This window comes from Pseudomonas sp. BF-R-24 (genome assembly GCF_019947335.1).
Lineage (GTDB): Bacteria > Pseudomonadota > Gammaproteobacteria > Pseudomonadales > Pseudomonadaceae > Aquipseudomonas > Aquipseudomonas jessenii.
The window spans coordinates 71,051-96,749 of sequence record NZ_JAGYGG010000022.1; the positions used below are offsets into that span (position 1 = coordinate 71,051).

Annotated in this window: 24 protein-coding genes and 1 pseudogene; 12 read left to right on the forward strand and 13 right to left on the reverse strand. The window is 60.3% G+C overall.

Annotation, left to right across the window (positions count from 1 at the left end):
• The first annotated feature begins 105 nt into the window (after positions 1-105).
• The 6 genes from KGA98_RS18255 (at position 106) to phnE (ending at position 6,164) form a co-directional block, all read left to right on the forward strand.
• Complete coding sequence (locus KGA98_RS18255; RefSeq protein WP_090456244.1) at positions 106-1,482, forward strand: pyridoxal-phosphate dependent enzyme; 1,377 nt, start codon at positions 106-108, stop codon at positions 1,480-1,482.
• Positions 1,479-2,657, forward strand: coding sequence for a trans-sulfuration enzyme family protein (locus KGA98_RS18260; RefSeq protein ID WP_223503020.1), 1,179 nt, complete (start codon positions 1,479-1,481; stop codon positions 2,655-2,657). Before KGA98_RS18255 ends, KGA98_RS18260 begins: the two co-directional genes overlap by 4 nt.
• Before the next feature lie 276 nt (positions 2,658-2,933).
• Positions 2,934-3,785, forward strand: a complete 852-nt coding sequence (locus KGA98_RS18265) for a putative selenate ABC transporter substrate-binding protein (protein ID WP_102671911.1) — start codon at positions 2,934-2,936, stop codon at positions 3,783-3,785.
• Positions 3,782-4,579: a phosphonate ABC transporter ATP-binding protein gene (locus KGA98_RS18270; RefSeq protein ID WP_223503022.1), complete on the forward strand. Its 798-nt coding sequence runs from the start codon at positions 3,782-3,784 to the stop codon at positions 4,577-4,579. Before KGA98_RS18265 ends, KGA98_RS18270 begins: the two co-directional genes overlap by 4 nt.
• Positions 4,573-5,400, forward strand: a complete 828-nt coding sequence (locus KGA98_RS18275; RefSeq protein WP_223503024.1) for a PhnE/PtxC family ABC transporter permease — start codon at positions 4,573-4,575, stop codon at positions 5,398-5,400. Before KGA98_RS18270 ends, KGA98_RS18275 begins: the two co-directional genes overlap by 7 nt.
• On the forward strand, positions 5,397-6,164 hold the full coding sequence (gene phnE / locus KGA98_RS18280; RefSeq protein ID WP_223503026.1) for a phosphonate ABC transporter, permease protein PhnE: 768 nt from the start codon (positions 5,397-5,399) through the stop codon (positions 6,162-6,164). The genes KGA98_RS18275 and phnE overlap by 4 nt, the downstream gene beginning before the upstream one ends.
• A 111-nt stretch (positions 6,165-6,275) precedes the next feature.
• On the opposite strand, the gene KGA98_RS18285 is transcribed toward phnE, so the two are convergent.
• Positions 6,276-6,476 (reverse strand): hypothetical protein, encoded by a 201-nt coding sequence (locus KGA98_RS18285; RefSeq protein ID WP_223503028.1) that lies wholly within the window; start codon positions 6,474-6,476, stop codon positions 6,276-6,278.
• Positions 6,477-6,659: 183 nt separating this feature from the next.
• On the opposite strand from KGA98_RS18285, the gene KGA98_RS18290 reads away from it, so the two are divergent.
• Positions 6,660-7,073 carry a MerR family transcriptional regulator gene (locus KGA98_RS18290; protein ID WP_223503031.1) on the forward strand — a complete coding sequence of 138 codons (414 nt, stop codon included), beginning with the start codon at positions 6,660-6,662 and terminating at the stop codon, positions 7,071-7,073.
• On the opposite strand, the gene KGA98_RS18295 is transcribed toward KGA98_RS18290, so the two are convergent.
• Together KGA98_RS18295 and KGA98_RS18300 are read right to left on the reverse strand one after the other, a co-directional pair.
• The gene (locus KGA98_RS18295) at positions 7,039-8,019 is read right to left on the reverse strand and encodes an NAD-dependent epimerase/dehydratase family protein (protein ID WP_223503033.1); all 981 of its coding nucleotides are present in this window, start codon (positions 8,017-8,019) and stop codon (positions 7,039-7,041) included. The genes KGA98_RS18290 and KGA98_RS18295 overlap by 35 nt on opposite strands.
• Before the next feature lie 72 nt (positions 8,020-8,091).
• Positions 8,092-9,021 carry a LysR family transcriptional regulator gene (locus KGA98_RS18300; RefSeq protein ID WP_223503035.1) on the reverse strand — a complete coding sequence of 310 codons (930 nt, stop codon included), beginning with the start codon at positions 9,019-9,021 and terminating at the stop codon, positions 8,092-8,094.
• A 238-nt stretch (positions 9,022-9,259) separates the two neighbouring features.
• Here KGA98_RS18300 and KGA98_RS18305 point away from each other — a divergent pair, with 238 nt between their 5' ends.
• A complete protein-coding gene (locus KGA98_RS18305) occupies positions 9,260-9,685 on the forward strand; it encodes an ester cyclase (RefSeq protein WP_223503037.1) in 426 nt (141 codons plus the stop codon).
• Positions 9,686-9,900: 215 nt separating this feature from the next.
• Here KGA98_RS18305 and KGA98_RS18310 read toward each other — a convergent pair whose 3' ends face one another.
• Together KGA98_RS18310 and KGA98_RS18315 are read right to left on the reverse strand one after the other, a co-directional pair.
• On the reverse strand, positions 9,901-12,036 hold the full coding sequence (locus tag KGA98_RS18310) for a calcium-binding protein (RefSeq protein ID WP_223503039.1): 2,136 nt from the start codon (positions 12,034-12,036) through the stop codon (positions 9,901-9,903).
• 363 nt (positions 12,037-12,399) lie between these two features.
• On the reverse strand, positions 12,400-12,861 hold the full coding sequence (locus KGA98_RS18315) for a hypothetical protein (RefSeq protein ID WP_154862025.1): 462 nt from the start codon (positions 12,859-12,861) through the stop codon (positions 12,400-12,402).
• A 263-nt stretch (positions 12,862-13,124) separates the two neighbouring features.
• Here KGA98_RS18315 and KGA98_RS18320 point away from each other — a divergent pair, with 263 nt between their 5' ends.
• Positions 13,125-13,493: a type 1 fimbrial protein gene (locus tag KGA98_RS18320; protein ID WP_223503041.1), complete on the forward strand. Its 369-nt coding sequence runs from the start codon at positions 13,125-13,127 to the stop codon at positions 13,491-13,493.
• 59 nt (positions 13,494-13,552) lie between these two features.
• Here the strand turns inward: KGA98_RS18320 and KGA98_RS18325 are convergent, their stop codons facing one another.
• A complete protein-coding gene (locus KGA98_RS18325) occupies positions 13,553-14,569 on the reverse strand; it encodes a succinylglutamate desuccinylase/aspartoacylase family protein (protein ID WP_223503042.1) in 1,017 nt (338 codons plus the stop codon).
• A 167-nt stretch (positions 14,570-14,736) separates the two neighbouring features.
• On the opposite strand from KGA98_RS18325, the pseudogene KGA98_RS18330 reads away from it, so the two are divergent.
• Positions 14,737-15,222: pseudogene (locus tag KGA98_RS18330) on the forward strand (TetR family transcriptional regulator C-terminal domain-containing protein); the annotation flags it as partial.
• On the opposite strand, the gene KGA98_RS18335 reads toward KGA98_RS18330, so the two are convergent.
• The 6 genes from KGA98_RS18335 to KGA98_RS18365 form a co-directional block, all read right to left on the reverse strand.
• Positions 15,178-16,182, reverse strand: coding sequence for a DMT family transporter (locus tag KGA98_RS18335; protein ID WP_223503044.1), 1,005 nt, complete (start codon positions 16,180-16,182; stop codon positions 15,178-15,180). The pseudogene KGA98_RS18330 and the gene KGA98_RS18335 sit on opposite strands and share 45 nt — an antisense overlap.
• Positions 16,182-16,880 carry an ABC transporter permease subunit gene (locus tag KGA98_RS18340; RefSeq protein WP_154908666.1) on the reverse strand — a complete coding sequence of 233 codons (699 nt, stop codon included), beginning with the start codon at positions 16,878-16,880 and terminating at the stop codon, positions 16,182-16,184. Before KGA98_RS18340 ends, KGA98_RS18335 begins: the two co-directional genes overlap by 1 nt.
• A gap of 5 nt (positions 16,881-16,885) precedes the next feature.
• Positions 16,886-17,599, reverse strand: a complete 714-nt coding sequence (locus KGA98_RS18345; RefSeq protein ID WP_057396652.1) for an ABC transporter permease — start codon at positions 17,597-17,599, stop codon at positions 16,886-16,888.
• Positions 17,600-17,766: 167 nt separating this feature from the next.
• Positions 17,767-18,549 carry a transporter substrate-binding domain-containing protein gene (locus KGA98_RS18350; RefSeq protein ID WP_090456270.1) on the reverse strand — a complete coding sequence of 261 codons (783 nt, stop codon included), beginning with the start codon at positions 18,547-18,549 and terminating at the stop codon, positions 17,767-17,769.
• Between the two features lie 27 nt (positions 18,550-18,576).
• Entirely contained in the window at positions 18,577-20,580 is a 2,004-nt protein-coding gene (locus KGA98_RS28550) for an aminotransferase class I/II-fold pyridoxal phosphate-dependent enzyme (RefSeq protein WP_317848950.1), read from the reverse strand.
• A 157-nt stretch (positions 20,581-20,737) separates the two neighbouring features.
• On the reverse strand, positions 20,738-22,156 hold the full coding sequence (locus KGA98_RS18365) for an MFS transporter (protein WP_411736670.1): 1,419 nt from the start codon (positions 22,154-22,156) through the stop codon (positions 20,738-20,740).
• Positions 22,157-22,348: 192 nt separating this feature from the next.
• Here KGA98_RS18365 and KGA98_RS18370 point away from each other — a divergent pair, with 192 nt between their 5' ends.
• Complete coding sequence (locus KGA98_RS18370) at positions 22,349-23,236, forward strand: LysR family transcriptional regulator (RefSeq protein ID WP_223503048.1); 888 nt, start codon at positions 22,349-22,351, stop codon at positions 23,234-23,236.
• 15 nt (positions 23,237-23,251) lie between these two features.
• Here the strand turns inward: KGA98_RS18370 and KGA98_RS18375 are convergent, their stop codons facing one another.
• Positions 23,252-23,704, reverse strand: a complete 453-nt coding sequence (locus KGA98_RS18375) for a cupin domain-containing protein (protein WP_223503050.1) — start codon at positions 23,702-23,704, stop codon at positions 23,252-23,254.
• A gap of 737 nt (positions 23,705-24,441) precedes the next feature.
• On the opposite strand from KGA98_RS18375, the gene KGA98_RS18380 reads away from it, so the two are divergent.
• Positions 24,442-25,698 carry a hypothetical protein gene (locus tag KGA98_RS18380; protein ID WP_223503052.1) on the forward strand — a complete coding sequence of 419 codons (1,257 nt, stop codon included), beginning with the start codon at positions 24,442-24,444 and terminating at the stop codon, positions 25,696-25,698.
• Position 25,699 lies beyond the last annotated feature (1 nt).

Genomic DNA, 25,699 nt, shown 5'->3' on the forward strand with positions numbered 1-25,699 from the left:
TGATCCCGGCCTATGGTCCTAGCGATGCAATGCCGGCGATTGACGCCTGATGGCACAGCGCCGGTCGATGTCCACCCAGTGCGAATAGCGCAAGGAAGTGACGACATGACTGACAACTCCCGCCCTGCCGTGCTCGAACTGATCGGCAATACACCTCTGGTACGCGTCAGCCGATTCGATACCGGCCCGTGTACGCTGTTTCTCAAACTCGAATCCCAGAATCCCGGCGGCTCGATCAAGGACCGCATCGGTCTGGCGATGATCGACACCGCCGAACGCGATGGCCGCCTGCGCCCCGGCGGCACCATCGTCGAAGCCACCGCCGGCAACACCGGCCTCGGCCTGGCCCTGGTCGGCCGCGCCAAGGGTTACCGGGTGGTGCTGGTGGTGCCGGACAAGATGTCCACCGAGAAGGTCTTGCACCTCAAGGCCATGGGCGCCGAGGTGCACATCACCCGCTCCGACGTCGGCAAGGGCCATCCCGAGTATTACCAGGACGTCGCCGCACGGCTGGCGGCGGAAATTCCCGATGCGTTCTTCGCCGACCAGTTCAACAACCCGGCCAACCCGCTAGCCCACGAATGCAGCACCGCGCCGGAGATCTGGGCGCAAACCCAGCATGATGTGGACGCCATCGTCGTCGGAGTCGGTTCGGCCGGCACCCTCACCGGGCTGACCCGTTTCTTCAAACGGGTACAGCCGGACCTGGAAATGGTCCTGGCCGACCCGGTCGGTTCGGTGATGGCCGAATACAGCCGCGGTGGCACCCTCCCCACCCCCGGTTCCTGGGCGGTGGAAGGCATTGGCGAAGACTTCATCCCGTCGATTGCCGACCTGTCCAGCGTGCGCCACGCCTATTCGATCAGCGACGAAGAAAGCTTTGATCACGCCCGCCAACTGCTGCGCGCCGAAGGGATTCTCGGCGGTTCGTCGACCGGCACCTTGCTGGCGGCGGCGTTGCGTTACTGCCGCGAACAGACCCAGCCGAAACGGGTGGTCAGCTTCGTCTGCGACACCGGTACGCGTTACCTGTCGAAGGTCTACAACGACCAGTGGATGAACGATCAGGGCCTGCTGCAACGCAAGCACTACGGCGACCTGCGCGACCTGATCGCGCGGCGCTTCGAGGATGGCCGAGTGATCAGCGTCGGCCCGGATGACACGCTACTGACGGCTTTCCAGCGCATGCGCCTGGCGGATGTCTCGCAGCTGCCGGTGCTGGTGAAGGGGCAGCAACTGGTCGGCGTGATCGACGAGTCCGACATCCTGCTGGGCGTGCATGAAGACGTTGCGCACTTTCGCAGGGCCGTCTCCAGCGCCATGACCGACAAACTGCAAACCCTGTCCCCCGATGCCACCCTGGCTGAACTGGAAGCCGAGCTGGGCCGTGGACTGGTGGCGATCATCCAGGATGCCTCGGGCTTTCACGGCCTGATTACCCGAACCGACATGCTCAACCATTTGCGGAGATCCCTGCCATGAGTCAACAGGATAAAAACGCCCCGCCACAGGGCTTCGCCACCCGGGTGATCCACGCCGGGCAAGCGCCGGACCCTTCGACCGGGGCGTTGATGCCGCCGATCTACGCCAACTCCACCTACCTGCAACAGAGCCCCGGGGTGCACAAAGGCCTGGACTACGGGCGCTCGCACAACCCGACGCGCTGGGCGCTGGAACGCTGCGTGGCCGACCTCGAAGGCGGCACCCGGGGCTTTGCCTTCGCCTCGGGGCTGGCGACCATTTCCACGGTGCTCGAACTGCTCGACGCCGGCTCGCACATCGTTTCGGGCAACGACCTGTACGGCGGCACCTTCCGCCTGTTCGACAAGGTGCGCCAGCGCAGCGCCGGACACCGCTTCAGCTTCGTCGACCTGACCGACCTGGCGGCATTCGAGGCGTCCCTGCAAGACGACACACGCATGGTCATGGTCGAGACCCCGAGCAATCCGCTGCTGCGCCTCACCGACCTCTCCGCCATCGCCCGCACCTGCCGCGCCCGCGGCATCATCTGCGTGGCCGACAACACCTTCGCCAGCCCGTGGATCCAGCGCCCGCTGGAGCTTGGCTTCGACATCGTGCTGCACTCGACCACCAAATACCTCAACGGTCACTCCGACGTGATCGGCGGTATCGCCGTGGTCGGGCAGAACGCCGAACTGGCCGAGCGCCTGGGCTTCCTGCAAAACGCCGTCGGCGCCATCGCCGGCCCGTTCGATGCCTTCCTCACCCTGCGCGGCGTGAAGACCCTGGCGCTGCGCATGGAGCGACATTGCAGCAACGCACTGGAGCTGGCGCAGTGGCTGGAGCGCCAGCCACAAGTCTCACGGGTCTACTACCCTGGCCTGCCGTCGCACCCGCAACACGAACTGGCCCAGCGGCAAATGCGCGGTTTCGGCGGGATGATCGCCCTCGACCTCAACAGTGACCTGGCCGGTACCAAACGCTTCCTTGAAAGCGTGCAGATCTTCGCCCTGGCCGAAAGCCTGGGCGGCGTGGAAAGCCTGATCGAACACCCGGCAATCATGACCCACGCCACCATCCCGCCCGATACCCGCGCGGAACTGGGAATTGGCGATGGGTTGGTGCGGTTGTCGGTGGGCGTCGAGGATGTCGAGGACTTGCGGGCCGATCTGACGCAGGCGTTGGCAAGGATGTAAATCACCTGAATGGTGGGACACCGCAAAACCTGTGGGAGCGGGCTTGCTCGCGAAGACGGCGGCACATCCAACATCGATGTGACTGACACGCCGCTTTCGCGAGCAAGCCCGCTCCCACAGGTCTTCTTTTGGCCTTAGGTCTTGTTGCAACGCTGGTCAAGCACGCAAGAGCCCCTATAATCGCGCCATTTTCGTCTACCCTCACGAAGCGTCGTGCAGCAATCAGCTTGTGCGGGGCGCATCGACATTTTTCCGCTATTGAACCGGAGAACTTCCATGCTCAAACGTACCCTGGCATTGGCCGTCGGCCTGTCCCTATCCTTTTCCGCCCTGCTGGCACAGGCCGCCGATACCCTCAAGGTCAGCGCCATTCCTGATGAAGCCCCCACCGAATTGCTGCGCAAGTTCAAGCCCCTGGGCGAGTATCTGGAGAAGCAACTGGGCATGAAGGTCGAGTTCGTGCCGGTGTCCGACTACCCGGCGGTGGTCGAGGCGCTGGCCACAGACCGTATCGACATGGCCTGGCTGGGCGGCTTCACCTTCGTGCAGGCGCGACTGAAAACCGGCAATGCCATTCCACTGGTCCAGCGTGAGCAGGACGCCCAGTTCACCAGCAAATTCATCACCGCCGACCCGGCCGTCAAGTCGCTGGCCGACCTCAAGGGCAAGTCCTTTGCCTTCGGTTCGGTCTCATCGACGTCGGGCAGTCTGATGCCGCGTTACTTCATGCTGCAGGACGGCATCAAGCCGGAAACCTATTTCAGTCGCGTCGGTTACTCGGGCGCCCACGACGCCACGGTCGCCTGGGTTCAGGCTGGCAAAGTGGACGCCGGCGTACTCAATGCCAGCGTCTGGGAAAAACTGGTCAAGGCCGGCAAGGTCGACACCGACAAGGTCAAGGTGTTCGCCACCACACCGGCCTACTTCGACTACAACTGGACCGTGCGCGGCACCCTCGACCCGGCCCTGGCTGGCAAAATCAAGGCGGCCTTCCTCGCGCTCGACCCGGCCAACCCGGAGCAAAAAGCGATTCTGGATCTGCAAGCCGCCAGCCGCTTCATCGAGACCAAGCCTGAGAACTACAAGGGCATCGAGGAAGCCGCGCGCGCTGCCGACCTGCTGAAATGACCTTGCACCTGAACCGGGTCAGCGTCACCCACGGCAACGGCGTGCGTGCGCTGCATGAGGTCGACCTGCACATCGGCGCCGGTGAGCAAGTCGCAATCATCGGCCCGTCCGGTGCCGGCAAGTCGAGCCTGCTCAACGTGCTGGCCACCGCCCTGCGCCCGGATAACGGCGCGGTCGAGGTGCTCGGCGAACACGCCTGGCAGCTCGGCGCGCGTCGACGTCAGCAGTTGCGGGCGCGCATCGGCCTGGTGCATCAGGCACCACCCCTGCCACCCCGGCAACGGGTGGTCACGGCGGTGCTGGCCGGAAAGCTGGGGCAATGGGGTTTTGCCAAAAGCCTGTTGAGCCTGTTGCATCCGGTGGATGTTCCAGGCGCGCGGGCGGCGCTGCTCAAGCTGGACTTGGGTGACAAGCTGTTCGCCCAGTGCCAGCAATTGTCCGGCGGCCAACTGCAGCGCGTGGGCATTGCCCGGGTGCTGTACCAGGCGCCCGAAGTGCTGCTGGCCGATGAGCCGGTGTCGGCGATGGACCCTGTGCTGGCCGGGCACACCCTGTCAGTTCTCTGCCGACACGCCCGGGAACACCAGGTGACACTGGTCGCCAGCCTGCATGCGGTGGAACTGGCCCTGGCGCACTTCTCGCGCATCATCGGATTGCGTGAAGGGCAGATCCTGTTCGATCTTCCCGCCAGCGACGTCGACCACGATTTGCTCGATAGGCTCTACGCCAACGAGCAACTGCTGTCGCCGCCCGCGCCAGTGGCGCCCTTGAGCCTGCAGATTCCACGATGCTGACCCGCGATACACGAGACCCGGCCACCCTGCCCCGCCTGTTGCTCAGTTTGTTGGCGCTTGCCCTGTTGTGGCCCGGTATTCATTTCAGCGAACTGGACCTGGGTGTGCTGCTCCAGGCTGACAGCCAAAGTGAAATGGGTCGGTTTGTCTCGGCCTTCTGGCCACCGGCCCATGGCGAAGAGTTCCTCCAGTTGCTGTGGCAAGCCACGTTGCAAACCCTGGCCATCGCCACCGCCGGCATGGCCCTGGCCTTGCTATTGGCCGTCCCCGCCAGCCTGCTGGCCAGCCGGGCGCTCTCGTTGTCGGCGGCTTCGCGCAGCGGTCGCCCGAGCGCCTTGGGACGGTTGTTGCGCTGGCCGGTGCGCGGGTTGCTGATCTTCCTGCGCAGCGTGCCGGAAATCGTCTGGGCCTTGCTGTTCGTGCGCGCCGTCGGCCTTGGCCCGACGGCCGGGGTGCTGGCCATTGCCATCACCTACAGCGGCATGCTGGGCAAGGTCTACGCGGAGATTTTCGAATCGGTGGACCAGCGTCCCGCCCACTCGCTGCTGCAAGCCGGCAGTGGCCGGTTGGCGGCGTTCTGCTACGGCATCCTGCCCAATGTCGCGGCGGAGCTGCTGTCGTACACGGTGTATCGCTGGGAATGCGCGATCCGCGCGTCGGTGGTGATGGGCTTCGTCGGCGCCGGCGGGCTGGGCCAGCAGATCGACTTGTCGTTGCGCATGTTCGCCGGCGGTGAAGTGGCGAGCATGTTGCTGACCTTTTTCGTCCTGGTGCTGTTCGCCGATCAGATCAGCCGCCTGTTGCGCTGGAGGTTCGCATGAATCGCCTGATCAACCTGCTGCTGATCCTGTGCATTGGCGCAGCGGTCGTCGCTTCGTTCAGCTATCTGGGCATCGATCTCGGCGAACTGACGGGCAGCGGTAACCTGAAGCAGATGGGCGCCTACGTGCTGCGTTTTCTCAGCCCGGACCTGAGCGCCGGCCACCTGCAAGCCATCGGCCGTGGCGCCGTGGAAACCATGGCCATGTCGGCCCTCGGCACCCTGCTCGCGGCGGTATTCGGCCTGGTGCTGGCTTTGCCGGCGGCCGGTCGTTTCGGTTGGCCGTTGCAGAGTGTGTCGCGCCTCGTGCTTAACGCCCTGCGCGCCATTCCCGAACTGGTGTGGGCCGCGCTGATGGTGCTGGCGGCCGGACTCGGCCCCAACGCCGGGACCCTGGCATTGGCGATGCACACCACCGGGGTACTGGGTCGATTGTTCGCCGAAGCACTGGAAAACACCCCGCCGCAACCCGCCGAAGCCATCCGTCTGCAGGGCGGCAACGTCGTCTGGGCCTTCTGTTACGGCACCCTGCCCAACCTGTTTCCGCAGCTGTTGGCGTACATCCTGTACCGCTGGGAAAACAACATCCGCATGGCCAGCGTGCTGGGTTTTGTCGGTGCCGGCGGTTTGGGGCAGATGCTCTATGTCAGCCTCAGCCTGTTCCAGGAAGCCCAGGCCAGCACGGTGATACTGGCGATGTTGGTGCTGGTGTTTGCCGTCGACGGGCTGAGCAGCTGGAGTCGCCAGCGCTGGGTCAAGGCGTGATGGGGAATTGCATGGATTTGCTCACCTGATTGCATTCGGCCTGAGCAACCATTCGTATGGAGTTGACTGCCGCGTTTTATGGCTATGATCGGCAGAAAACGACTGTGGATGTTATGCGACGGTAAATTCGCCAGACTTTGGCGCGGCGTTGTCTTTGGGCTTACCCACCACGTAGTGCACCTGGATGCGCGCCGGGTCGGTCACACTCGATGCTGACATCACCGCCAACAGCTTCCAGCCGTCCTGTAACGCCATGTTCACCTCGCGGTAATTGGTCAATTCATTCACGACGTGGGCTTCATGTAACTGCATCGTTCTGCCTCCTTTGGATACTCTCAGCGTAGCAGGGTCTCGACTAGCGGCGCGGGGGTTCCTTTATGGTTGAGCGAAGTGGGATTTTCTCACTTCGGTTCGGATCGTTACGGTTGTACCAGGACAACATCTGGCCACAGCCAGTAAACTGCGGGCCGGGCTGGAGGAGAGAGAGGGCGGTGTATGTACATAGGTGAACTTGCCAAGTTGTCGGGGTGCACTCCCAAAGCCATTCGTTTGTATGAGCAACTGGGCTTGCTGACCCCACAGCGCCATGGCAGTTATCGACTGTACACGGCCCATCACTTGACACTGGTGCAGATGATCCGCAGCGCCCAGTCGGTGGGGTTCAAACTGGGGGAGATGAGTGAGTTGCTGGCAGCCAAGAAACATCAGGCACCGTTTCCCCTGGCACTGGCCAATCAGGGCATTGAGGTCAAGCGATTAGAGTTGCAAGCGCAGATCCTGGCCTTGCAGAATCGGGAGCAGCACCTGACGCAGTTGCAACAACAGATCAACCAGAAATTCGCCCCCACGTCAGTGCCTGGTGCTGCGCCCGGTATCAGCGCGCCAATAGGTGCGCAAACGCCTGCTTGAGGGCGTTCTGCGGCGAGCGCGGCTGGTAGCCCAACTCATTGATGGCCTTGTCGATGCAGTAAACCTGGCGCACCCCATAAAACATCCGCACCTGGCTGAGCAGCAATTCGGCTGGCTGGCCGGTGTACCGTGCCCGCTGCTCTTGCAGCCAGGCGATCAGTAACAGCAAGGCTTTTGGTGCGCGGCGCGGCAGACGATAGCCGGGGCAAAGCGTATTGAGCGCCTCGATTACCTCAGCCAGTGATGAAGCCCGCTGATTGGCCAGTATGTAGCGCTGGCCGGGGCGGCCTTTTTCAGCAGCGCGGATCAGGCCATCGGCCACGTCGCGCACATCGACAAAGTTAAAATGAAAGTTCGGGTCCAGCACCAGTTTGCGCGCCAGCACGGCCGCAAGAAATCCCATGGTGTCGGTCAGCCGCGTGGCATGAGGGCCAATGATTGCCGAGGGCAACACTGCAACCATCGGCAGGTCATAGGCCTGAGCAGTGTCCCAGGCGGCGCGTTCAGAGAGGATTTTTGAGAGGTAGTACGGGTTTTGCCGATCGGTGTTCCAGTTGTTTTCATTTAGACGCTGACCGTTGTGTCCAACCGCTGCCACGGAGCTGACATAGACCACGCGCCGGACCCCGGCCTCGGCGGCGGCGCGCAGTACATTACGCGTACTTTGCACGTTGACGTCGACGATCTCGGCGTGTGGATTCCTCGCCCAGTGTTTGAACACTGCCGCCACCTGGTACAGCACGTCCACCCCTTGCAGGGCCTGGCGCAGTGAGTCAGGGTCTTGCAGTTCGGCGCGTACCATCTGGCAGTCGAGCCCGTTCAGGGCTGTGCTTCGGTCCGGATCACGGACCCCCGCGCGCACTTGTTGCCCTCGGGCGAGCAGCGCCCGGACCAAGGTGTTGCCCAGATGCCCATTGGCACCAGTGACCATCGATAGCGTATTCATGGATTGCCTTATCCGCTGACTGCGGAACCTGAAACAGATAAGGCAGGGTGCGGGTTGCCCTAAGGGACAGAGTCAAGCGCTGGCGTGCATAACCTCTCTTAGTGCGTCCAATAAAGCGCAAGCGGCAGGTGACAATGTAGCGTCTGCCAGTCGGGAAACACCGATCTGCTCCAGAATTAGAGGTTCGAAAGCCGGGAGGCGAATCAACTCCTTACTGTGTGCGGGGTCAGAAATAACTGATTGCGGCAATATTCCAAGAAGATCAGTCTGTTTTAACAACCAAAGTATATTAAAGAATGATGCTGTTTCTATGGTTGCATGTGGTGGATTGATGTCCTTTCGATGAAAAATATTATCGAACTGCTTCCGTAAAGTAGTTTCTATTGGAGGCAGAATCCATGCTTCGCGCGCGAGTTCTTCCAGTTCAACCCCTGGTTGCTGAGCAAGAGGGTGGTCACGGCGCGCAACGATGATGGCGTTTTCGCTAAAAAGCGCCTCCTGAGCGACAACGACACTTGAGCTGACATCGGAAAGTCTCCCAATCAAAAAGTCCAATTCGCCCGAGATGAGCCGCGGTATCAGTTCGCCGCTTACACCATCGACTATTTTGATGCGGATGCTTGGTCGGCTTGCCCACAGTCGCGCGATGGCGGCAGGTACAAGATAACTTGACCCTGTTAACACGCTTCCTATGGCAACACGCCCGGCATGCCCCTTTCCAAGAGCGTCGATTGCTTGGGATACATGATCCAGCTGGGCAAGAATCATCCGGCTGCGCTGCACAAAGTCCCGACCAAGCTCTGTAGGCGTAACGCCTCTACGATTCCGAGTGTAGAGCTGAGCCCCTACAGCCTCCTCCAGATCCTGCAATAGCTTGCTCGCCGTGGGCTGTGAGAGGTTCAGCGAGCGTGCGGCGTGCAAGACACTGCCATATTCAAGCAATGCAATTGCCAAGCGGAAATGCCTGACTGTCGCCCATTTTTCCAACCGTTCCAGACTCATGTGGTATTCCGTCAACCGATAGCATGTCTAATATATTATAGATTTACGAATACCATAACCCCTCCTAGAATGTGCCTGACACGCGGGGTCGCTCCAATTAAACACTTTCGAAGTGTGCAAAAAGTCTTGTTCGTATCGATGTAACGTCGCTCGGATACGGCTCCTTTTGAGTGGGGCGGCCTTTATAAAAGCAGTTGAATTTATGGCTTGTTATCAATGTGAGAGAGGTAAGTGTCGCATGAACGTCAAAAATCTAGACACGGTGAAGAACTACTTTAAATATTGTGTGGATGGTAAGGATGTTGAGCGAGTTTCAGAGTATTTCGATGTCGACGTGGTCGTGCATCGACCGGACTGCGATGCTCCGATAGGTGGTTTGGAAAACTTCAAACGAGCCTTGAGCGCAAATGTTCTCGAGCGATACAAGACAATTAAAACTACTTTCAGCAAGGAAGTTGTTACAGATGACGTTGTTGTAGTCGCGTTGACACATTGTGCAACCGGTTCGAATACATGGCACGGCTTTAACGTAGAAGGCAAGAGCTTGACGTGGACGGCCCTGACGTACTTCCGGTTTAACAAAGAGGGTAAAGTGGTCGAGGAGATCGTTGAACGGAACGAACTGTTCATGGCAAAGCAACTCGGAATTATCAGTTACGAGTAACATTTAGTTAGATCCCAAGGGAAGCCAAGTCCACCGTGGTGAAAGTATGTTCTCCACGGTGGTCAGAGGCTGCTTTTGGCCGACTTCTGCCTTCCTCGACCGGCTGAAATCGACCCGACATTCGGAGTAATAAAATAAATCAGTCCCCTTTCCCCTTCTGGTTTCGCGACGCGGCATGCTCACGCCATCCCCCGGCGTGAGCATGCGCCGATCACTCAGGTAAAGGCGAAGTCCGCCTCGGTGATCGCGGCCTGTGGGACGCCGGTCAAGGTGATGCTTCCCACATCCGGCTGGCCAGTGACGGTAATGAATGCCTCACCGAACTGTTCTCCAATATCGAGACTCGCGAAGGTGAAACCGCTAGTGCTCAGGTCGATCAGGTCAGTGCCGTCCTCGAAGTCGAAGATCGTGTCCGTTCCCCACACCGCACCGAACTGGAACTTGTCCGCACCGAGGCTAGGCTCGAAGAAAACGTCACCGACCATGAAGTCGTCGACGCTGCTGCCCACCAATACGTCGGCGCCTACGCCGCCTTCCATGACGGCGCCGCTGGCGCCCGCGGTCAGGGTGTCGTTGCCGGCGTCACCGTCGAGGTTGGACTGGAAGCCGAAGGGGTCGTCGCCCCCGAACAGCTGGTCGTCGCCATCGCCGCCACTGGCATTGGCGAATTCCTGGACGATCAGGGTGTCGTTGCCGGAACCGCCGAGCAGCTCGTCGAAGCCCAGGCCGCTATCGATGACGTCGTCACCGCTGCCGCCGTCGAGGAAGTCGGCTCCTTCCAGACCGAAGATCTGGTCATTACCGCCCAGGCCGAAGATGCGATCGTCGCCATCGGTGCCGGTGAGCACGTCATTCCCCTCGGTGCCGGCGGTGATGAGGCTCGTGTTACGACCGAAGTCGCCCGCCGTCAGGTTGTGCGTGCCCTGCAGGCGCAGGGTGAAGTCGAGGCTGTCGAGCACACCGTCGTCGTTTTCGTCGGCGATCAGCCAGGTGTTGCCAGGGCGCAGGCTGTAGAACAGGTCGGTCACGCCGTTGCCACCGCCCACCAGTACGGCGCCCAGTTGCGGATTGACATTGACCTGGCCGCGGAAGAAGAACTCATTGTTGAGTTCCAGGGTGTCGCCGCCCACTACGCCTGCGCCCTGGAAGTCGACCAGGGTGTCGAAGGTGGCGAAGGGCGAGCTGGGGTTGAAGCCGGTGAAGAACTCGAATTCGTCGTCGCCGGCGCCACCGGTGAGACTGTCCTGGCCACCTTCACCCATGATCAGGTCGTTGCCGGCGCCGCCATTGAGCATGTCGTTGCCGGGGCCGGCGAACAGTTCGTCGTTGCCGTCTTCGCCGAAGATCTGGTCATTGCCGTCGCCGCCGAAGAAGTCGTCGTTGCCCACGCCGCCATTGAGGACGTCGTTGCCGTCGTCGCCGTCGAGGGTGTCGTTGCCTTCGCCGCCATTGACGACGTCGTTGCCTGCGCCGCCGGACAGGGTGGTGTCGTTGCCGGCGCCACCGTTGATGATGTCGTTGCCCTCATTGCCGGTCAGAAGGTCGCGGTCGGCGCCACCATTGATAATGTCATTTCCGGTGCCGCCGGAGATCCGGTCGATGCCCGCGTCACCGTTCAGGGTATCGTTACCGTCGCCGCCATTGATGATGTCGTTGCCGCCATTGCCGTTGATCACATCGCCGCCGCCCAGGCCGAAGATGGTGTCGGGATCGTTGGTGCCATTGATCACGTCGCCGCCTTCAGTACCGCGCAGGACGAAGGCGGTGGTGCCGAAGTCGCTCCGGGTCAGGTTGTGGATGCCGTCCAGCTGCACAGCGAAGTCAGTGGCGTCGAAGATGCCGTTGTCGTTGGAGTCGGCGAACAGCAGGGTGCTGGCGGCACCGAGGGCGAAGAAGACTTCGGTGAAGCCGTTATTGCCGAAACCGAGACTGGTTCCCACCGTGGGTACGTCGTTGCGGACGCCCTGGAAGACCAGGCGGTTGGGGAAGCTGGAGAGCCGCAGGATGTCGCCGCCGACCTGACCTGCACCTTCGAAGTCGGTGACGCGGTCCTGGCTCAGGGAGCTGGACTCGTTACCGGTTTCCACGGTCCAGAAGTAGCTGTCGATGCCGGCACCGCCGGTGAGGATATCGGCGCCTGATCCGCCGTCGAGAGTGTCGTTGTCGTTGCCTCCGAGAAGTGTGTCGTTGCCGAGGTCGCCGAAGAGGTCATCGTTGCCGTCACCGCCGTCGACATTGTCGTTGCCGCCAAGGGCAAACACGCTGTCGTTGCCGGCCAGGCCGGTTATTTGGTCGTCTTCCTCGGTGCCGAGCAGAAAGTCATCACCCAGGGTGCCAGGGATAGTAGCCATGGTTCTACCCTCCGTTGATGGAGATGGTAAGCGTGAACTGCGTTACAGCGGGTTGAGGCTAGTTAGACAACTCCAAGGGATCGCAAGTGCGCCACTTTGACCTGACCGTTTATCGCGAATGCAGCCGCGTGTTGATGAGCCCTGTAGCATTCGCCAACCCTCCACCCTGCCACATGGCTAGCTCCAGAGTTCCAGGGCAGGAGGGGTTGAAAAGCGGTCATTGCCCGGTGAAGTAATGAAATATTGAGAAACACATAAGTCTTCCTTGAGTGAACTTTCACAAACTTCTCCCATACAGTACTGCCCACGCAAAAAAACCCTTCCTGCGATTCAACACAGGAAGGGTTTTTTGTTTGCGGCCGATCAGTCTTTAGCCTGGCTCAACTTGGTGAACAACTCGGTCGGTACTTTCTTGCCATTGGAGATGTACTGGTTGGTGCGGAACTTGTACACCTCACCTTCGGACAGGAAACCATCACCGTTGGTGTCCATCGCCTTGAATTCCTCAGTGCCCTTGGGCGCCACCGCCAGCAGTTCCTTGAGCGACACGCGGCCGTCATCATCGGTGTCGGTGCGCGCGAAAGAAGCATCGCCGCACTTGCCTTCACCGCACTTGCCCTCGGCCTGGGTCTTTTGCGCGCCGGCTTCGCTGGCACCGCACTTGCCTTCGCCACACTTGCCTTCGCTGGTCTTTTCCGCAGAGGCCAATTGATAGCCCTGAGGCAAGGCTTCAGCGGAAAACGCAGTGGAAGCGAAGTTGATACCGCCGACCAGTGCAACAGCGAGCAGGCCAATACGGGTTTTGTTCGACTGGATACGAGACATGTTGATACTCCGGATCATTTGCGCGGCTGGACCACTATTGGTCGTGCCACAAGGGTTGATAAACCTGGTTGCGAGCTGCGTTGTGCCTCTCGCTTTGGCAGGTCTATTTGGCCCCGGTGGTGTATCCCGGCTGTATCCGTAAAGCGCTGGTTTTGTATGGCTGTACGAAGATGTGGCGCCCTGATACACGGCGATACAACAAAAGCCTCAAGCTTCTAGAGTTCATTGACGACCTAGACCTTACAACTCAAGGAGCGTTAAGCATGAACGGCAAACGTATAGCAGCGGGATTGAGTCTTTTGTTCGCACTCAGTGGTGCGTGCCTGGCGGCGCCGGGCACCATCAGGTTTCAAGGCAGCATTGTGGAGCCGGGCTGTCAGTCACGCGTGGGTACGCACGGCACATTCGGACTTTATCAATGCCCGGCCCAGAGTCCCGCGATGGGGATTGAGGCAAACAGCATCGCGCCAACCGCCAGTGTGAGCGCTGTCGGTCAATCCAGCGTCAAGGTCAAACTGCTCGCTGACAGTGGTCGGGAAGGTCGCTATTTCGATCAGCAGTATGCGTTGGTGGATGATGCAGGCTCCCCTGTCCGCTCGGGGAGCTACCTGATTACCCTCAGCATTCCCTGACAACTGAGCCGGGCCGATGTTGGCTGAGGCTTACACTGAACCTGTGGCGAGGGTGAGGCTTAGTTCGGGTCCAGCAACCCGCCACTCCAGTTACGCGACACCCGGCTGCCGGTGAATTTCGCCACGCCCATACCCTGCGAGATAAGTCGGTCGCGATAGCGCGTCACCAGGCGCCCCGCTTGTTCGGCGTGCAACACCACTTCGGAAGACGGATCGCCCGGACGCCCGAGAATCCGTGCAAAGCGCTGGCCTTCTTCGACGAAATCCCCCAGCTCTTTTTCGAAGATCAGCACGCCGGGTTGCGGGGCGAGGATGGTTTCCATGTGGCCCATTTCCACGGCTTCGACGGGCCATTCTGCAGGCGCCACTGACTCATCGATGACACCGCAACCGCACAGCCAGTTGTACAGTCCTGTGGCATCCTGTTCGGCAAAACGGTCGCTGACATCGCCCTGCCCGCGCAGCTCCAGGGTCGCAGCCATGCGCCCCGCTGTGACTCCGTCGCGTATCCACGGGGCAATGATGGTTTCCTCGAAGGAGCCATCGCCGCCGTCATCCCAGATGATCGCCACGTCCATCTTCATCGCCGCCGCCAGTTCGCGGCCACGGGGCCAGAAACTGCGGTGCACGTACAGGTACGGTAGCGCCTCGTCGTCGGTGTGCAGGTCAAGCATCACATCGGCCGGGACGGCCAGTTGCACCAGTTTCTTTTGCCATTGCTGAACGCAGGTCGAAGGTCGCGCCATGGCCGCCGACTGGTCGAACGAGCGATTGAAGTTATGCCCAGTGGCGTCGTGATAACGACCAAGGATCCGCCCCTGGCGAAACTGCCCGATGCCCAGCGGATTGGCCTGTGGCACCACGGTGATGTTGCCTTTGAGCCGGCCCTGGGCTTCGGCGGTGTGCAGTCGTTGCATCAGCAAGTGCAGGACCAGCATCCCGGCGATTTCATCGGCGTGTACGCCGGCTTGCAGGTGCACGTTTGGCCCGCTGTCGTCGCCTGCATAACGCCAGGCACCGACCCGCACGGCATCGCCATTGTTGTTGCGAACACTGAACGAAATATCCTGCGGCATTGGCTTCCCTCCCGTCATGAATGCTGAAAAACGTGGTATCGCTGCTGTAGCTGGTGATTGAACAGACGTTCAACTAAGCTCGGAATCGTGGTACCTCACCCAAGGACAACCCTGTGACAACCGATGCCCCGAAAAACCGCCGCGCCGAACCCGATGACCGTCGCGAAATGCTGGTGGCCGCCACTCTGCGTTGCCTGGGCCGCGACGGTCACGCCGGGATTTCCGTACGGCGCATTGCCACCGAAGCCGGCGTGTCCGTGGGGTTGCTCAACCACCATTTCGGCAGCATCGAGGCACTGATCGCCGACACCTATCAGCGGCTCGCGAACGAACTGACCACCGCCCTGCTCCAGGAAATCGAGCAGGCCCAGACACCCGCGCAAAAGATCGATGCCTTCCTGGAAGGCTCGTTCTCGCCCAGGGTCATGGACCCGAAACTGCTCGGCGTGTGGGTGGTGTTCTGGAGCCTGATCCGTCACTCCGAACACGTCAGCCAGTCCCACGAAAAAAGTTACCGCGCCTACCTCGACCTGATCCGCCAGTTGCTCGACGGGCTGGCCGCCAGCGAAGGCTTCGTGATTCACGACACGCGCCTGGCCGCCATCGGCTTATCGGCGATGCTCGACGGGCTCTGGCTCGAGTGGTGCCTGAACCCCGAGACCTTCAGCGCCGCCAACGGACTCCACATCTGCCGTTGCTGGATAAAGGGGCTGCGTCACGGAGCATTCAGCACCGACGACATCCTGTGAAGCATGCCGGCCGAAGATCATCGCCAGGGTGCCACTGACGGCGATCAGCCCGGCGCCGATCATCAGCGACATGTCCATCAGCGTGCCCCAGACCAGGCTCGACAGCGCAAACGCCCAGATCAGCCCGGTGTATTCGAACGGCGCGAGCAGGGTCGCGGTGGCGCGGCGGAAACTGGCGAACAACAGGAACTGACCGATGCCACCCACCAGGCCGGCGCCGAGCATGCCCAGCCAGGCGGGCGTCGGTGATGGCGTGTGGGTCCACGGCAGGGCAACCGCCATGCAAATCACGAACACCACGTTGGTGATCAGCATCTGCTCCAGCACTGAGGTCTGCTCATCCACCTGGCGCAGCTGGATATAGGTAAACGCCCAGCACATCGCCGCCAACAGGGTCAGGACGATCGGCAACGGATCGGTCATGTTGTCGGGGCGACAGGCAATGACCACCCCGACAAAACCGATGATCAGGCTGAACCACTGCCAACCGCTGGCGCGCTCCTTGAGGATCACCGCCGCCAGCACCGTGACCATGATCGGCGCGGAAAAATACAGGGTGGTCATCTCGGCCAGGGTCAGGTCCCTGGCCGCCGTGTAGTACAGCACCCAGGCGACGATCGACAGCAAACCACGCACCACCAGCAAGCGCCGGCTCGGTGAACGCCAGGCCCGCTGGATCAGGCGCAGGCGCCCCGCCAGCAACACCGCGGCGACCACCACCAGGCTGCGCCAGAACAGGATGGTCACCACCGAATAATCGGCCACCAGCCATTTGATGACCGCGTCCTGCAGGGCCAGGAACGCGTAGCCCAGGGTGCACAGGCCAATGCCCTGCAGCGAGCGGTCAACCATTGGCGAACTCATCAGGCTGACCTGCGCACGGGCGTCCCGCGCCGTTCGGCAAAGGCAAACAGCGCTTCGATCAGGAACGTCAGGCAGACGTAGACGGCGGCCACCAGCAACAAGGGTTCGTACACCTGCAGGGTCTGCGCGCGGACCACGTTGGCGGCGCCGAGCAGGTCAATCACGGCGATGGTCGAGGCCAGTGCCGTGGACTTGAGCAGCATCACGGTTTCCCCGGCCAGGGTCGGCAACAGCAGGCGCAGGGCTCGGGGCAAGCGCACTCGCAACAACGATTGGCGCGCCGTCATGCCAAAGGCCGACGCGGCTTCCATCTCACCCTTGGGCACCGCCAGCAGGCCACCGCGAATCACTTCGCCGACATAGGCCCCCATCGACACCACCAGGGCGAACACGATGTACCAGTAGCCATCACGCAGGTACGGCCAGAGAAAGCTGCCACGAATCAGCGGGAACTGGGCAAACAGGCTGCCCAGCCCGTAGTAGTAGATGTAGATCTGGATCAGCAACGGCGTGCCGCGCGTCACGCTGGTGTAGAACAGGCTGACCTTGGCGATCACCTTGTTTTTCGAAATCCGTGCCAGCGCCACCAGCACCGCCAGCAGGTAACCGAACACACTCGATACCAACAGAATGACGAGGGTGGTTTGCAGCCCCCGGCCCAACAGTGCCGCGTATTCAACTATCCACGCTGGAATCATTTCATTCACTCAGCCAAAGGCATCCAGCGACGAATACGTCGCTCAAGCCGACCCGACAGATAGTTCGACGCCAGCGTCACCGCGTAATACAACGCGGCAGCCGTGAGGTAGAACAACAGATAGTGGCGCGTCGACCCCGCGCCTTGCTTGGCGGTGTACAGCAACTCGTTGGTGCCGACCACGCTGATCAGCGCACTGTCCTTGATCAGGTTGATCCACAGGTTGGCCATCCCGGCCATCGCATACGGCGCCATGATCGGCAGCGTAACCCGGCGAAACAGCCCAAAACCGTTGAGGCCGAACGCCTTGGCCGCTTCGATCTGGCCGAAGGGAATCGCCTGGATCGCCGCGCGGAAAATCTCCGAGGCGTAGGCGCCCTGCACCAGCCCCAGCACCACGATGGCCGCCAGCGGGCCGCTGACATTGACCACGCCGTAGCCGAGCCGGGTCATCAGCGAATTGAGGAGCATGGAGCCGACGTAGTACAGCAGCAGAATCAGCAGCAATTCCGGAACCGCCCGGAACAACGTGGTGTAGCCGCGCATCAGCGCTGCAATCGGCTTCGGCGCACCGAGCTTGAGACACGCCACCACCAGTCCGATAGCCAGCCCGAGGACAAAGGCCCCGGCGGAAATCTGCAGGGTCATCCAGAGCCCCTTCAACAGCGCACTGCCCCATCCCTGCTCAGTGAAATTGATCAGATCGAACATTGCCGGCATTTCGTTCTCCAGTCAGTGACCTCGATAGCGCCACTTAACCCATGTGGGAGCGGGCTTGCTCGCGAAGGCGGTGTGTCAGTCGACATCATTGCTGAATGTCATACCGCTTTCGCGAGCAAGCCCGCTCCCACAGGGAATTTGTGTTACCCACAGGTTCTATTTTCAGGTCAGAACGCAGGCTTCACGCTGGTGCCGAAGTAGCTTTGGGAGAGGTCGTCGTAGTCCTTGCTCGCCAGCAGCTCCTGGATGGCCTTGTCCAGTTTGGCCTTGAGTTCGGTGTCGTCCTTGCGCAGGCCGGCACCCACGCCTTTGCCGAAGATCGGGTCATAAGGCACGGTGCCGAGATAGGCCAGGTCCTTGGCATCCGGGGTCTTGATGAATGCGGCCATGGCGGTGCCGTCGGCCATCATCAGGTCGATGCGTCCGGCAATCAGGTCGGCGTTGGCCGAGTCCTGGGTGTCGTAGTACTTAACGTCGGCGATTTTTTCGTAGTAGGTCTTCAGGTAGCTGGCGCTCACGGTCGAGTTCTGCACGCCGATGATCTTGCCCTTGAGGTCATCCGGGTACTTCTTCACCGATGCCTCTTTCGGACCGACGACGGCAATCGCCGAATCGTAGTAGGCCTTGCTGAAGGCGATCTGTTTCTCGCGTTCTTCGGTCACCGACATCGAGGAAAAGATCACGTCGATCTTCTTCGCCAGCAACGACGGAATGATGCCGTCCCACGCCACTTCCTTGATCTCGCAATCGGCTTTCATTTCGCTGCACAGTTTGTGGATCAGGTCGACTTCAAAGCCCTTCCACTCACCATTGGCCTGTTTTTCGGTGTATGGCGGATAGGGTTCGGCTGCCACTGCGAACCTGATCGGTTGTGCTTGGGCCGCGCTCATGCCGGCCAGCAATACGCAGGCCGCACCGGTCAACCAGTTTGCAAAACGTCGATTTCCCATGTTGTTTTCCCGTCTTTTTATGATGAGTTAGCGAGTCTGATGAGCGTTGACGAATTGTCGGCAACGCTCGCTGCGTGGGTGTACGAACACTTCGTCCGGCGAACCGGTTTCCTCGATCAGCCCTTGGTGCAAAAAGGCGACTTTGGAAGAGACATCGCGTGCGAAAGCCATTTCATGAGTCACCAGGATCATGGTCCGGCCTTCTTCGGCGAGGGAGCGGATCACCCGCAGCACTTCCCCGACCAGTTCCGGGTCGAGTGCCGAGGTGGGTTCATCGAACAGCATGACCTTGGGCCGCATGGCCAGGGCCCGGGCGATGGCCACCCGTTGTTGCTGTCCCCCGGAGAGAAACGCCGGGTACTCGTTGCGCTTGGCCGCCAGCCCGACGCGTTCGAGCAGGGCTTCGGCCCGTTCAGTGGCCTCCGCACGGCTTTCACGCAGGACCTGGGTCGGCGCTTCGATGAGGTTTTCCAGCACCGTGCGATGGGGCCAGAGGTTGAAGTTCTGGAACACCATGCCCAGGCTGGAACGGATGCGCACAAGCTGTTTGGCGTCCGACACCAGCGGTGCGCCGGGACGATTCTGGTTAAGGTGAATGCTTTCGCCATCGACCAGGATGCGTCCCTGGTCCGGCACTTCGAGCATGTTGATGCAGCGCAGCAAGGTACTCTTTCCCGAGCCGCTGGCACCGATCAGGGAGATCACTTCGCCCTCGCGGGCGGTCAGGGAAACACCCTTGAGCACTTCGATATTGCCGAAGCGTTTGTGCAGGCCATCGACTTCGATCATGGTCCTGGCCGCGGCCGGTTCGACGGTCGCGGTGCTGGTCACCGTGCCGATCACCGGCCTGGGCGCTTCACCATTGAGTACCTGGACAAAGCCGCGAATGCGCTGGCAGGCCTGGGCCAGTCGCTCATCACTCAGGGTGAACGACAGCCGTACAAACCCTTGGGCCGGCTCACCGAATGCCGCGGCATCGAGCACCGAGACACCGGCTTCGCGCAGCAGGCGCCAGGCGAACTCCAGCGAGGTCAGGCCGGTGCCGCGCACGTCCACCAGCACGAACATGCCGGCATCGGGATTGAGCACGCTGATGCCCGGGCAATCGGCCAGGCCGGACACCACCAGATCGCGACGCCGACGATAGATCTCGCGCATGCCGTGGGTGACTTCGTCATGGGACTGCACGGCCTTGAGCGCCGCTTCCATGACAAAACCGGGCAAGCCGTACAGCATGCTCAACACCAGGGTTTCGACATGGTTGACCAGGGCTTGATTGGCCACGACCCAGCCGATGCGCCAACCGGTCATGGCATGGGATTTGGACAGGCTGCCGATCACCACGCAGCGCTCGGCCATGCCCGGCAGCGCCGCCAGGCTTTGGTGTTCACGCTCATAGGCGAGGCTCTCGTAGACCTCGTCCACCACCACCCACAGGTCATGGGCAATGGCGAGGTCGGCGATGGCTTGCAGCTCTTCACGACCCAGCACCACGCCGGTGGGGTTGTTCGGGTTGGAGAAGAAAATCGCCCGGGTGCGCGGGGTAATGGCCTTGGCCAACACGGCGGCATCGAGGCGGAAACCCGAGTCCGCCGCACAAGGCACCCGCACCAGCGTGGCGCCGGACGCCTTGAGGGTCGCTTCGTAGGTGACGTACATCGGATCGAAGGCAATCACTTCGTCGCCGGCACCGAGCAGGCACATCGAGGTGGCGAACAAGGCGTTCTGCGCACCTGCCGTGAGAATGACGTTGGTCGCCTGCAGTTCGCGGTCGATCAATTGGCTGTAGCGGCCGGCAATGGCCTCGCGCAGGGCCTGGCGACCGGCGATTTCGGTGTAGTGGGTATCCCCTTCGCGCAGGGCGTGGATGGCGGCATCGGTAATGAAATCGGGAGTGGGGAAATCCGGGTCGCCGACGCTGAGGATGATCACGTCCTCGCCATTGCGCTGCGCAGCGCTGGCCGCGTAGTGGATATCCCAGGCGGCAACGCCTTGGCCACTGATCCGTTCAACAAAGGGTGAAAACCGCATGCCAGTGCCTCGTTCGAATTGAAGAAACGCAAGCCCGCAACCAGCCGGGGGAAGGTGGCCCTCAACATAGTCCAGACTGAACACTCGTTCAACAGAAAACTCGCGAGGCTTCGCGTTCAGCGCAAACAGGTCGTTTTCACGACAGTCGCGCCGTTTTTCAGCACGGCGCGATCAGGCGACGTGAAACGATTTTGCTGACTGCGCCAATCGCCAGGGCGACGAGGATCAGCCCGGCGGCGACCACGAACGTCAGCCGCATTCCCTGTGCGATGGCTTCGGGTTGCGCTTGCAAAACATCGTTGCTGGCCGAACCGAAGGCGAACACTGCGCCCATCACGCTAGCGCCGGTGATCAAGCCAAGATTGCGCGACAACCCGAGCAAACCGGACACCACGCCACGCTGCGGCGTCGCAATATTCGACATGACGGCGGTATTGTTGGCCGCCTGGAACAGCGCGTAACCGGCGGTAATGACCGCCAGTGGCACGATGTAGCCGAGCGCACCAAAGCCCGTCGGCACGGCGGGCAGGATGCAAGCGCCGGTCAACATGGCAATCAATCCGAGCATGCTGGATCGATGTGCGCCCAATCCGTCGACCCATCGACCCGCCGGAACCCCGGCCAGTGCAGCGACCAGCGGCCCCGTCGACATCACCAGGCCAACGCTCGCTGCATTCAACGCCAGTGCGTCGGTGAGATAAAACGGCCCCACCACCAGGGTGGCCATGACCACGGTCGTCACCAGCATGCTCATGACGAAACCTGCGCTCAACTGAGGATTGCGGAACATCGTCAGTCGAACCAGCGGTGACTCGGCTGTGCGCTCGACGAACACAAACACGCCCGCCCCGACCATCGTCACCAGCAACAGTGCCGTGTTCAGCGGACCAAAACTGCCACGCCCGAGGGTCATCGCCAGCGCATAGGCCAGCAGTGTCAAGACCAGTACCAGGGTGCCGAGGACATCGAAACCCGCTCGATCCGCCCTCCTCTCACGGCAATCTTTCGGTAAAAAACGATGCGCGAGCCCAATCGCCAAAACACTCAACGGCACATTGACCAGAAAAATCGCCTGCCACCCCAGATTGGCAATCAAAAAACCGCCGAGGGTCGGGCCGAGCGACGTGCCGATAGCCGACATGGTGCCGAGCAGGCCCATCGCACTGCCCATTTTTGCCTTGGGCACCGCCTCGCTCACCAGCGCCATGGTCAACGCCATCATGATGGCCGCGCCGATGCCCTGTAAGGCCCTTGCGGCAATCAGCAACCACAGACTGGACGCCAGGGCGCACAGGAACGAGGCGACGGCGAACACCGCAATGCCGATCAGCAGCAATCGCCGACGGCCAATGATGTCGCCGAGCCGCCCGACACTGACGATCAGCGCCGTGATCGCCAGCAGGTAAGCGAGCACCACCCATTGCACTTGCTGGAAGGAGGCCGAGAACGCTGCGGCCAGTGTCGGTAAACCAACGTTGGCAATGCTGGTGCCCAGGGACGACAGCAACATGGATAACGACAGGCTGGCCAATGCGCCCCGAATCGATATGGACTTCATTTTCTCGCGACTCCGCAAATAGGTTGTCTCGAGCCTAAGCCCGCACCTAACATGGCGGAAGACGCAGCATTTGCACTTTATACGTGCATACAACGCCACATTCGAAAATGTGGGAGCGAGCTTGCTCGCGATGGGGCCCCGCCAGCCACCATTGATGTCGACTGAAACTCTGCAATCGCGAGCAAGCTCGCTCCCACAAGGATTCACTCCATGCCCGACCTGAATCTGCTGATCACCCTGAACGTGTTGCTCGAAGAAGGCAGCGTGGCCCGCGCTGCGCAGCGTTTGCGCCTGAGCCCCTCAGCCATGAGCCGGGCGCTGGCGCGGTTGCGCGAAACTACGGGTGATCCGCTGCTGGTGCGGGCCGGTCGCGGACTGGTTCCCACGCCCCGGGCGCTGGAGCTGCGTGAGCGCGTCGGCGCGCTCGTACAGGAAGCCGAAGCCGTCCTGCGCCCCGCCGAGGCACTGGACCTCAATCAACTGGCGCGCACCTTCACCCTGCGCACCAGCGATGGCTTCGTGGAAAATTTCGGACCACCACTGATCGCCCGCCTCCACCAGGAAGCACCCGGTGTCCGCCTGAATTTCGTGCAGAAGCTGAACAAGGACAGCACGTTGCTGCGCGACGGCTCGGTGGACCTGGAAACCGGTGTGATCGGCGAATCGACCAGCCCGGAAGTGCGGACCCGGATGCTGTTTCGCGACCGGTTCATTGGCGTGGTGCGCAAGGGTCATCCACTGGCTCGAGGCGAGATGACAGCGGTTCGTTATGCCGCCGCCCGGCACATCCTGGTCTCGCGTCGGGTCCACGAAAAAGGCGTCATGGACGATGCCTTGAATGAGCTGGGACTGACGCGCGACATCGCCACCATTGTCGCTGGCTTCTCTTCGGCGATTGCTTTGGCGCGGGCTTCGGACCTGGTCGCCAGCGTACCGCAGCGGCACGTCGGCAACCTGTGCCAGGGAATGCATTGCTTTGTCCTGCCGTTCCCCACGCCGGCGATCACGGTTTCGATGCTGTGGCACCCGCGCATGGACGCCGACCCGGCCCATCGCTGGCTACGCGGGTGCGTGTGGGAGGTTTGCAGTGCGCAATGACCCGGCGGCGCTCGCCTACTCCTTCAGGATCAGCAGCGGTTCGCCTTTCTTCACGATGTAGGTCGCCAGTTCCGAGGCCTTGCCTCCACCCACGTTCTTCGCCACATGGGCGACGCCGTCAGGGATGTACAACGAATCACCGGCCTTGAGCGTCACCGGTGCCCGACCTTCCAGTTGATACTCGAAGGTACCGCTGATCACGTGCGCCACCTCTACGCCCGGGTGAGCATGTTTGGGCGAAGTCACGCCCGGATCGAAGTCCACGAGCACCTGAAGGACTTCGCGATCGGCGGCGCCCAGGTCTTCGCGTACCAGGTCGGTGCGATGCAGGCCCTGCTGCCAGCTTTTCATCGCCGGGGCCGGCTGTATTTCCTGAGCTTGAGAGAGACTCGCTACAGTTGCGAGTCCTGCGGCGGCCAGAGCCAGACCAAGCTTGCCGAGGGTGTGACGGGTGTGGATACGCAACATTGTCTTTCCTCCAATTGAACCACGCCAGACCGCGCCGAAAGTGGCGCGGTGCCGGTGGTTCCATTTGAAGGCCGCCGTGTATCGCCCGGGTGTCGGGAAACGGCGGTTTTGTATGCCCTGGTAACGGCGGGCGTTGCGGATACCTACGGATACAAACCCGCAGCTGTGGGCACGCCAAATGACCACTGGCATCGTGGTCAATGCCGAAGATAAAGTGACCGCGACCCGATCCCACTCGGGTCGCGGCAAATTCAGGCTTTTGACTACGTCAGATCGAAGCGATCCAGATTCATCATCGTGAAGGGTAGCCCTGAGGGCCGCGCAGGCTGCGGTTTTCAGGCCCTCAAAAAGCCCCCTTTGGGGTTCGTATGGTTCAGTTTGGCTATGCAATGACAGCTTTATTTGAGCGTGACATTCCCCTCCACGGCGTTCTGCCAACCCAACACAACCCCCTCCTTTATATAGCCTGGCACCACCAAGACCGTGCACACAGGTAGCCGTCGACATCCCATAGACCGGCCTGCGTGGAAGCATTGGCCTCTCCTCCTGACAGACGAGCATCCAGCAGCGGTGGGCTGTGAGCCCGACCGAAATTCTCACCATCGAATCGGAAGCTCATGGCGTGTGGCGCCACCGAAAGGAGCAGCGTCAACGTCCAGCGGGTATACTCGCTGCTTCCATTTATTTTCCGCCTCACAATTCGTGCAAGAACAAAACACATAGAGGGAAGAACAAGAATGACATCACTTAAACCGGCTGAACCAATCAGCAATAATAGAGGGGAGCACGTCACAAACAAATTCGACACCATCTCTAATACAAAATCGAAACATCTGACCAACTTAATTGCCTATGTCACACTGCTGGCAATTTGCATAGCTATATTCGAACCATTGATAAGCACGCTATCAGCAAACGCATATGACTACGTTGCTCACTTGAAGTGGGCAAGCGAAATGGAAGAAGGCCAAAAGCTGATACTGCCGCACCCGCTCTACCACCTCTTGACTATTCTCGCAAAGAACATATTTTTTATCAGCTACGCACAGTCGTCAACTATCGTAATAGTGCTGTCGATATTTTTTCTTTCAGCCTTAAACTATAAAATACTGACAGAGAATGCGCCTACAATCATCGCCATACTGTTCTCAGTCTGTCTCCTCCTTGTTACTCCATTGCAACTACTCTTCCCTATAGACCAGCACCTCTATTTCGGCTACATCGGAATCAGCATTTATCACAGCCCTACCATGCTGCTTCTAAAGCCTCTCTCCCTCCTTGCTTTCTGCTATGCGCTCAAATCAGCAAACAGCACATCGAACAACGACTTGCCCAGTGGCATCGCACTCGCTCTATCTTTGTTTTTCTGCGGAATTTCAAAGCCGAATTTCTTAATGATTGTGCTGCCTGCCTTCGTGCTATTTCTCTTGATGACCCACAGACTGAAGCCAGCACTGACGAGCAAATACATATACTTCTCATTTTTTCTCCCGATCTTCACAGTGCTTGGCCTGCAATTTTTCCAAACATTTTTCTTCCAGGACCTCTCACAAGCCACCGGTAACACGGAAAGCCATATCGTGGTTATGCCTTTTGAGACAATGGCTCACTACTCCAACTTTCTGCTTCCGAAACTCATTCTATCGATAGCGTTTCCACTGCTGGTTTTTCTGTGTTACCCAAGAAAATTTATACAAGACAAAGCTATAATTTTTTCTTCCTGCTGCCTTTTCATGGGCTTGGTTCTTACGTATTTCTTCGCGGAAAGCGGATACAGAATGTATGACGGAAATTTCTGGTGGAGCGGGCAAATGGGGCTGTACCTGGTGTTCCTGTTTTCTGTCGCCTTCTTGTTTAAAAACACAAAAAACCTTACCAAGAAGAAAACCGATAAAATAAAATACACTCTGTGTCTAGCATTATTCTTTTTGCACGCAGCTTTCGGGCTGTTTTTTTACAGGCAGGAGTTCCTTTTTAATGCGAAATTTTGGTAAA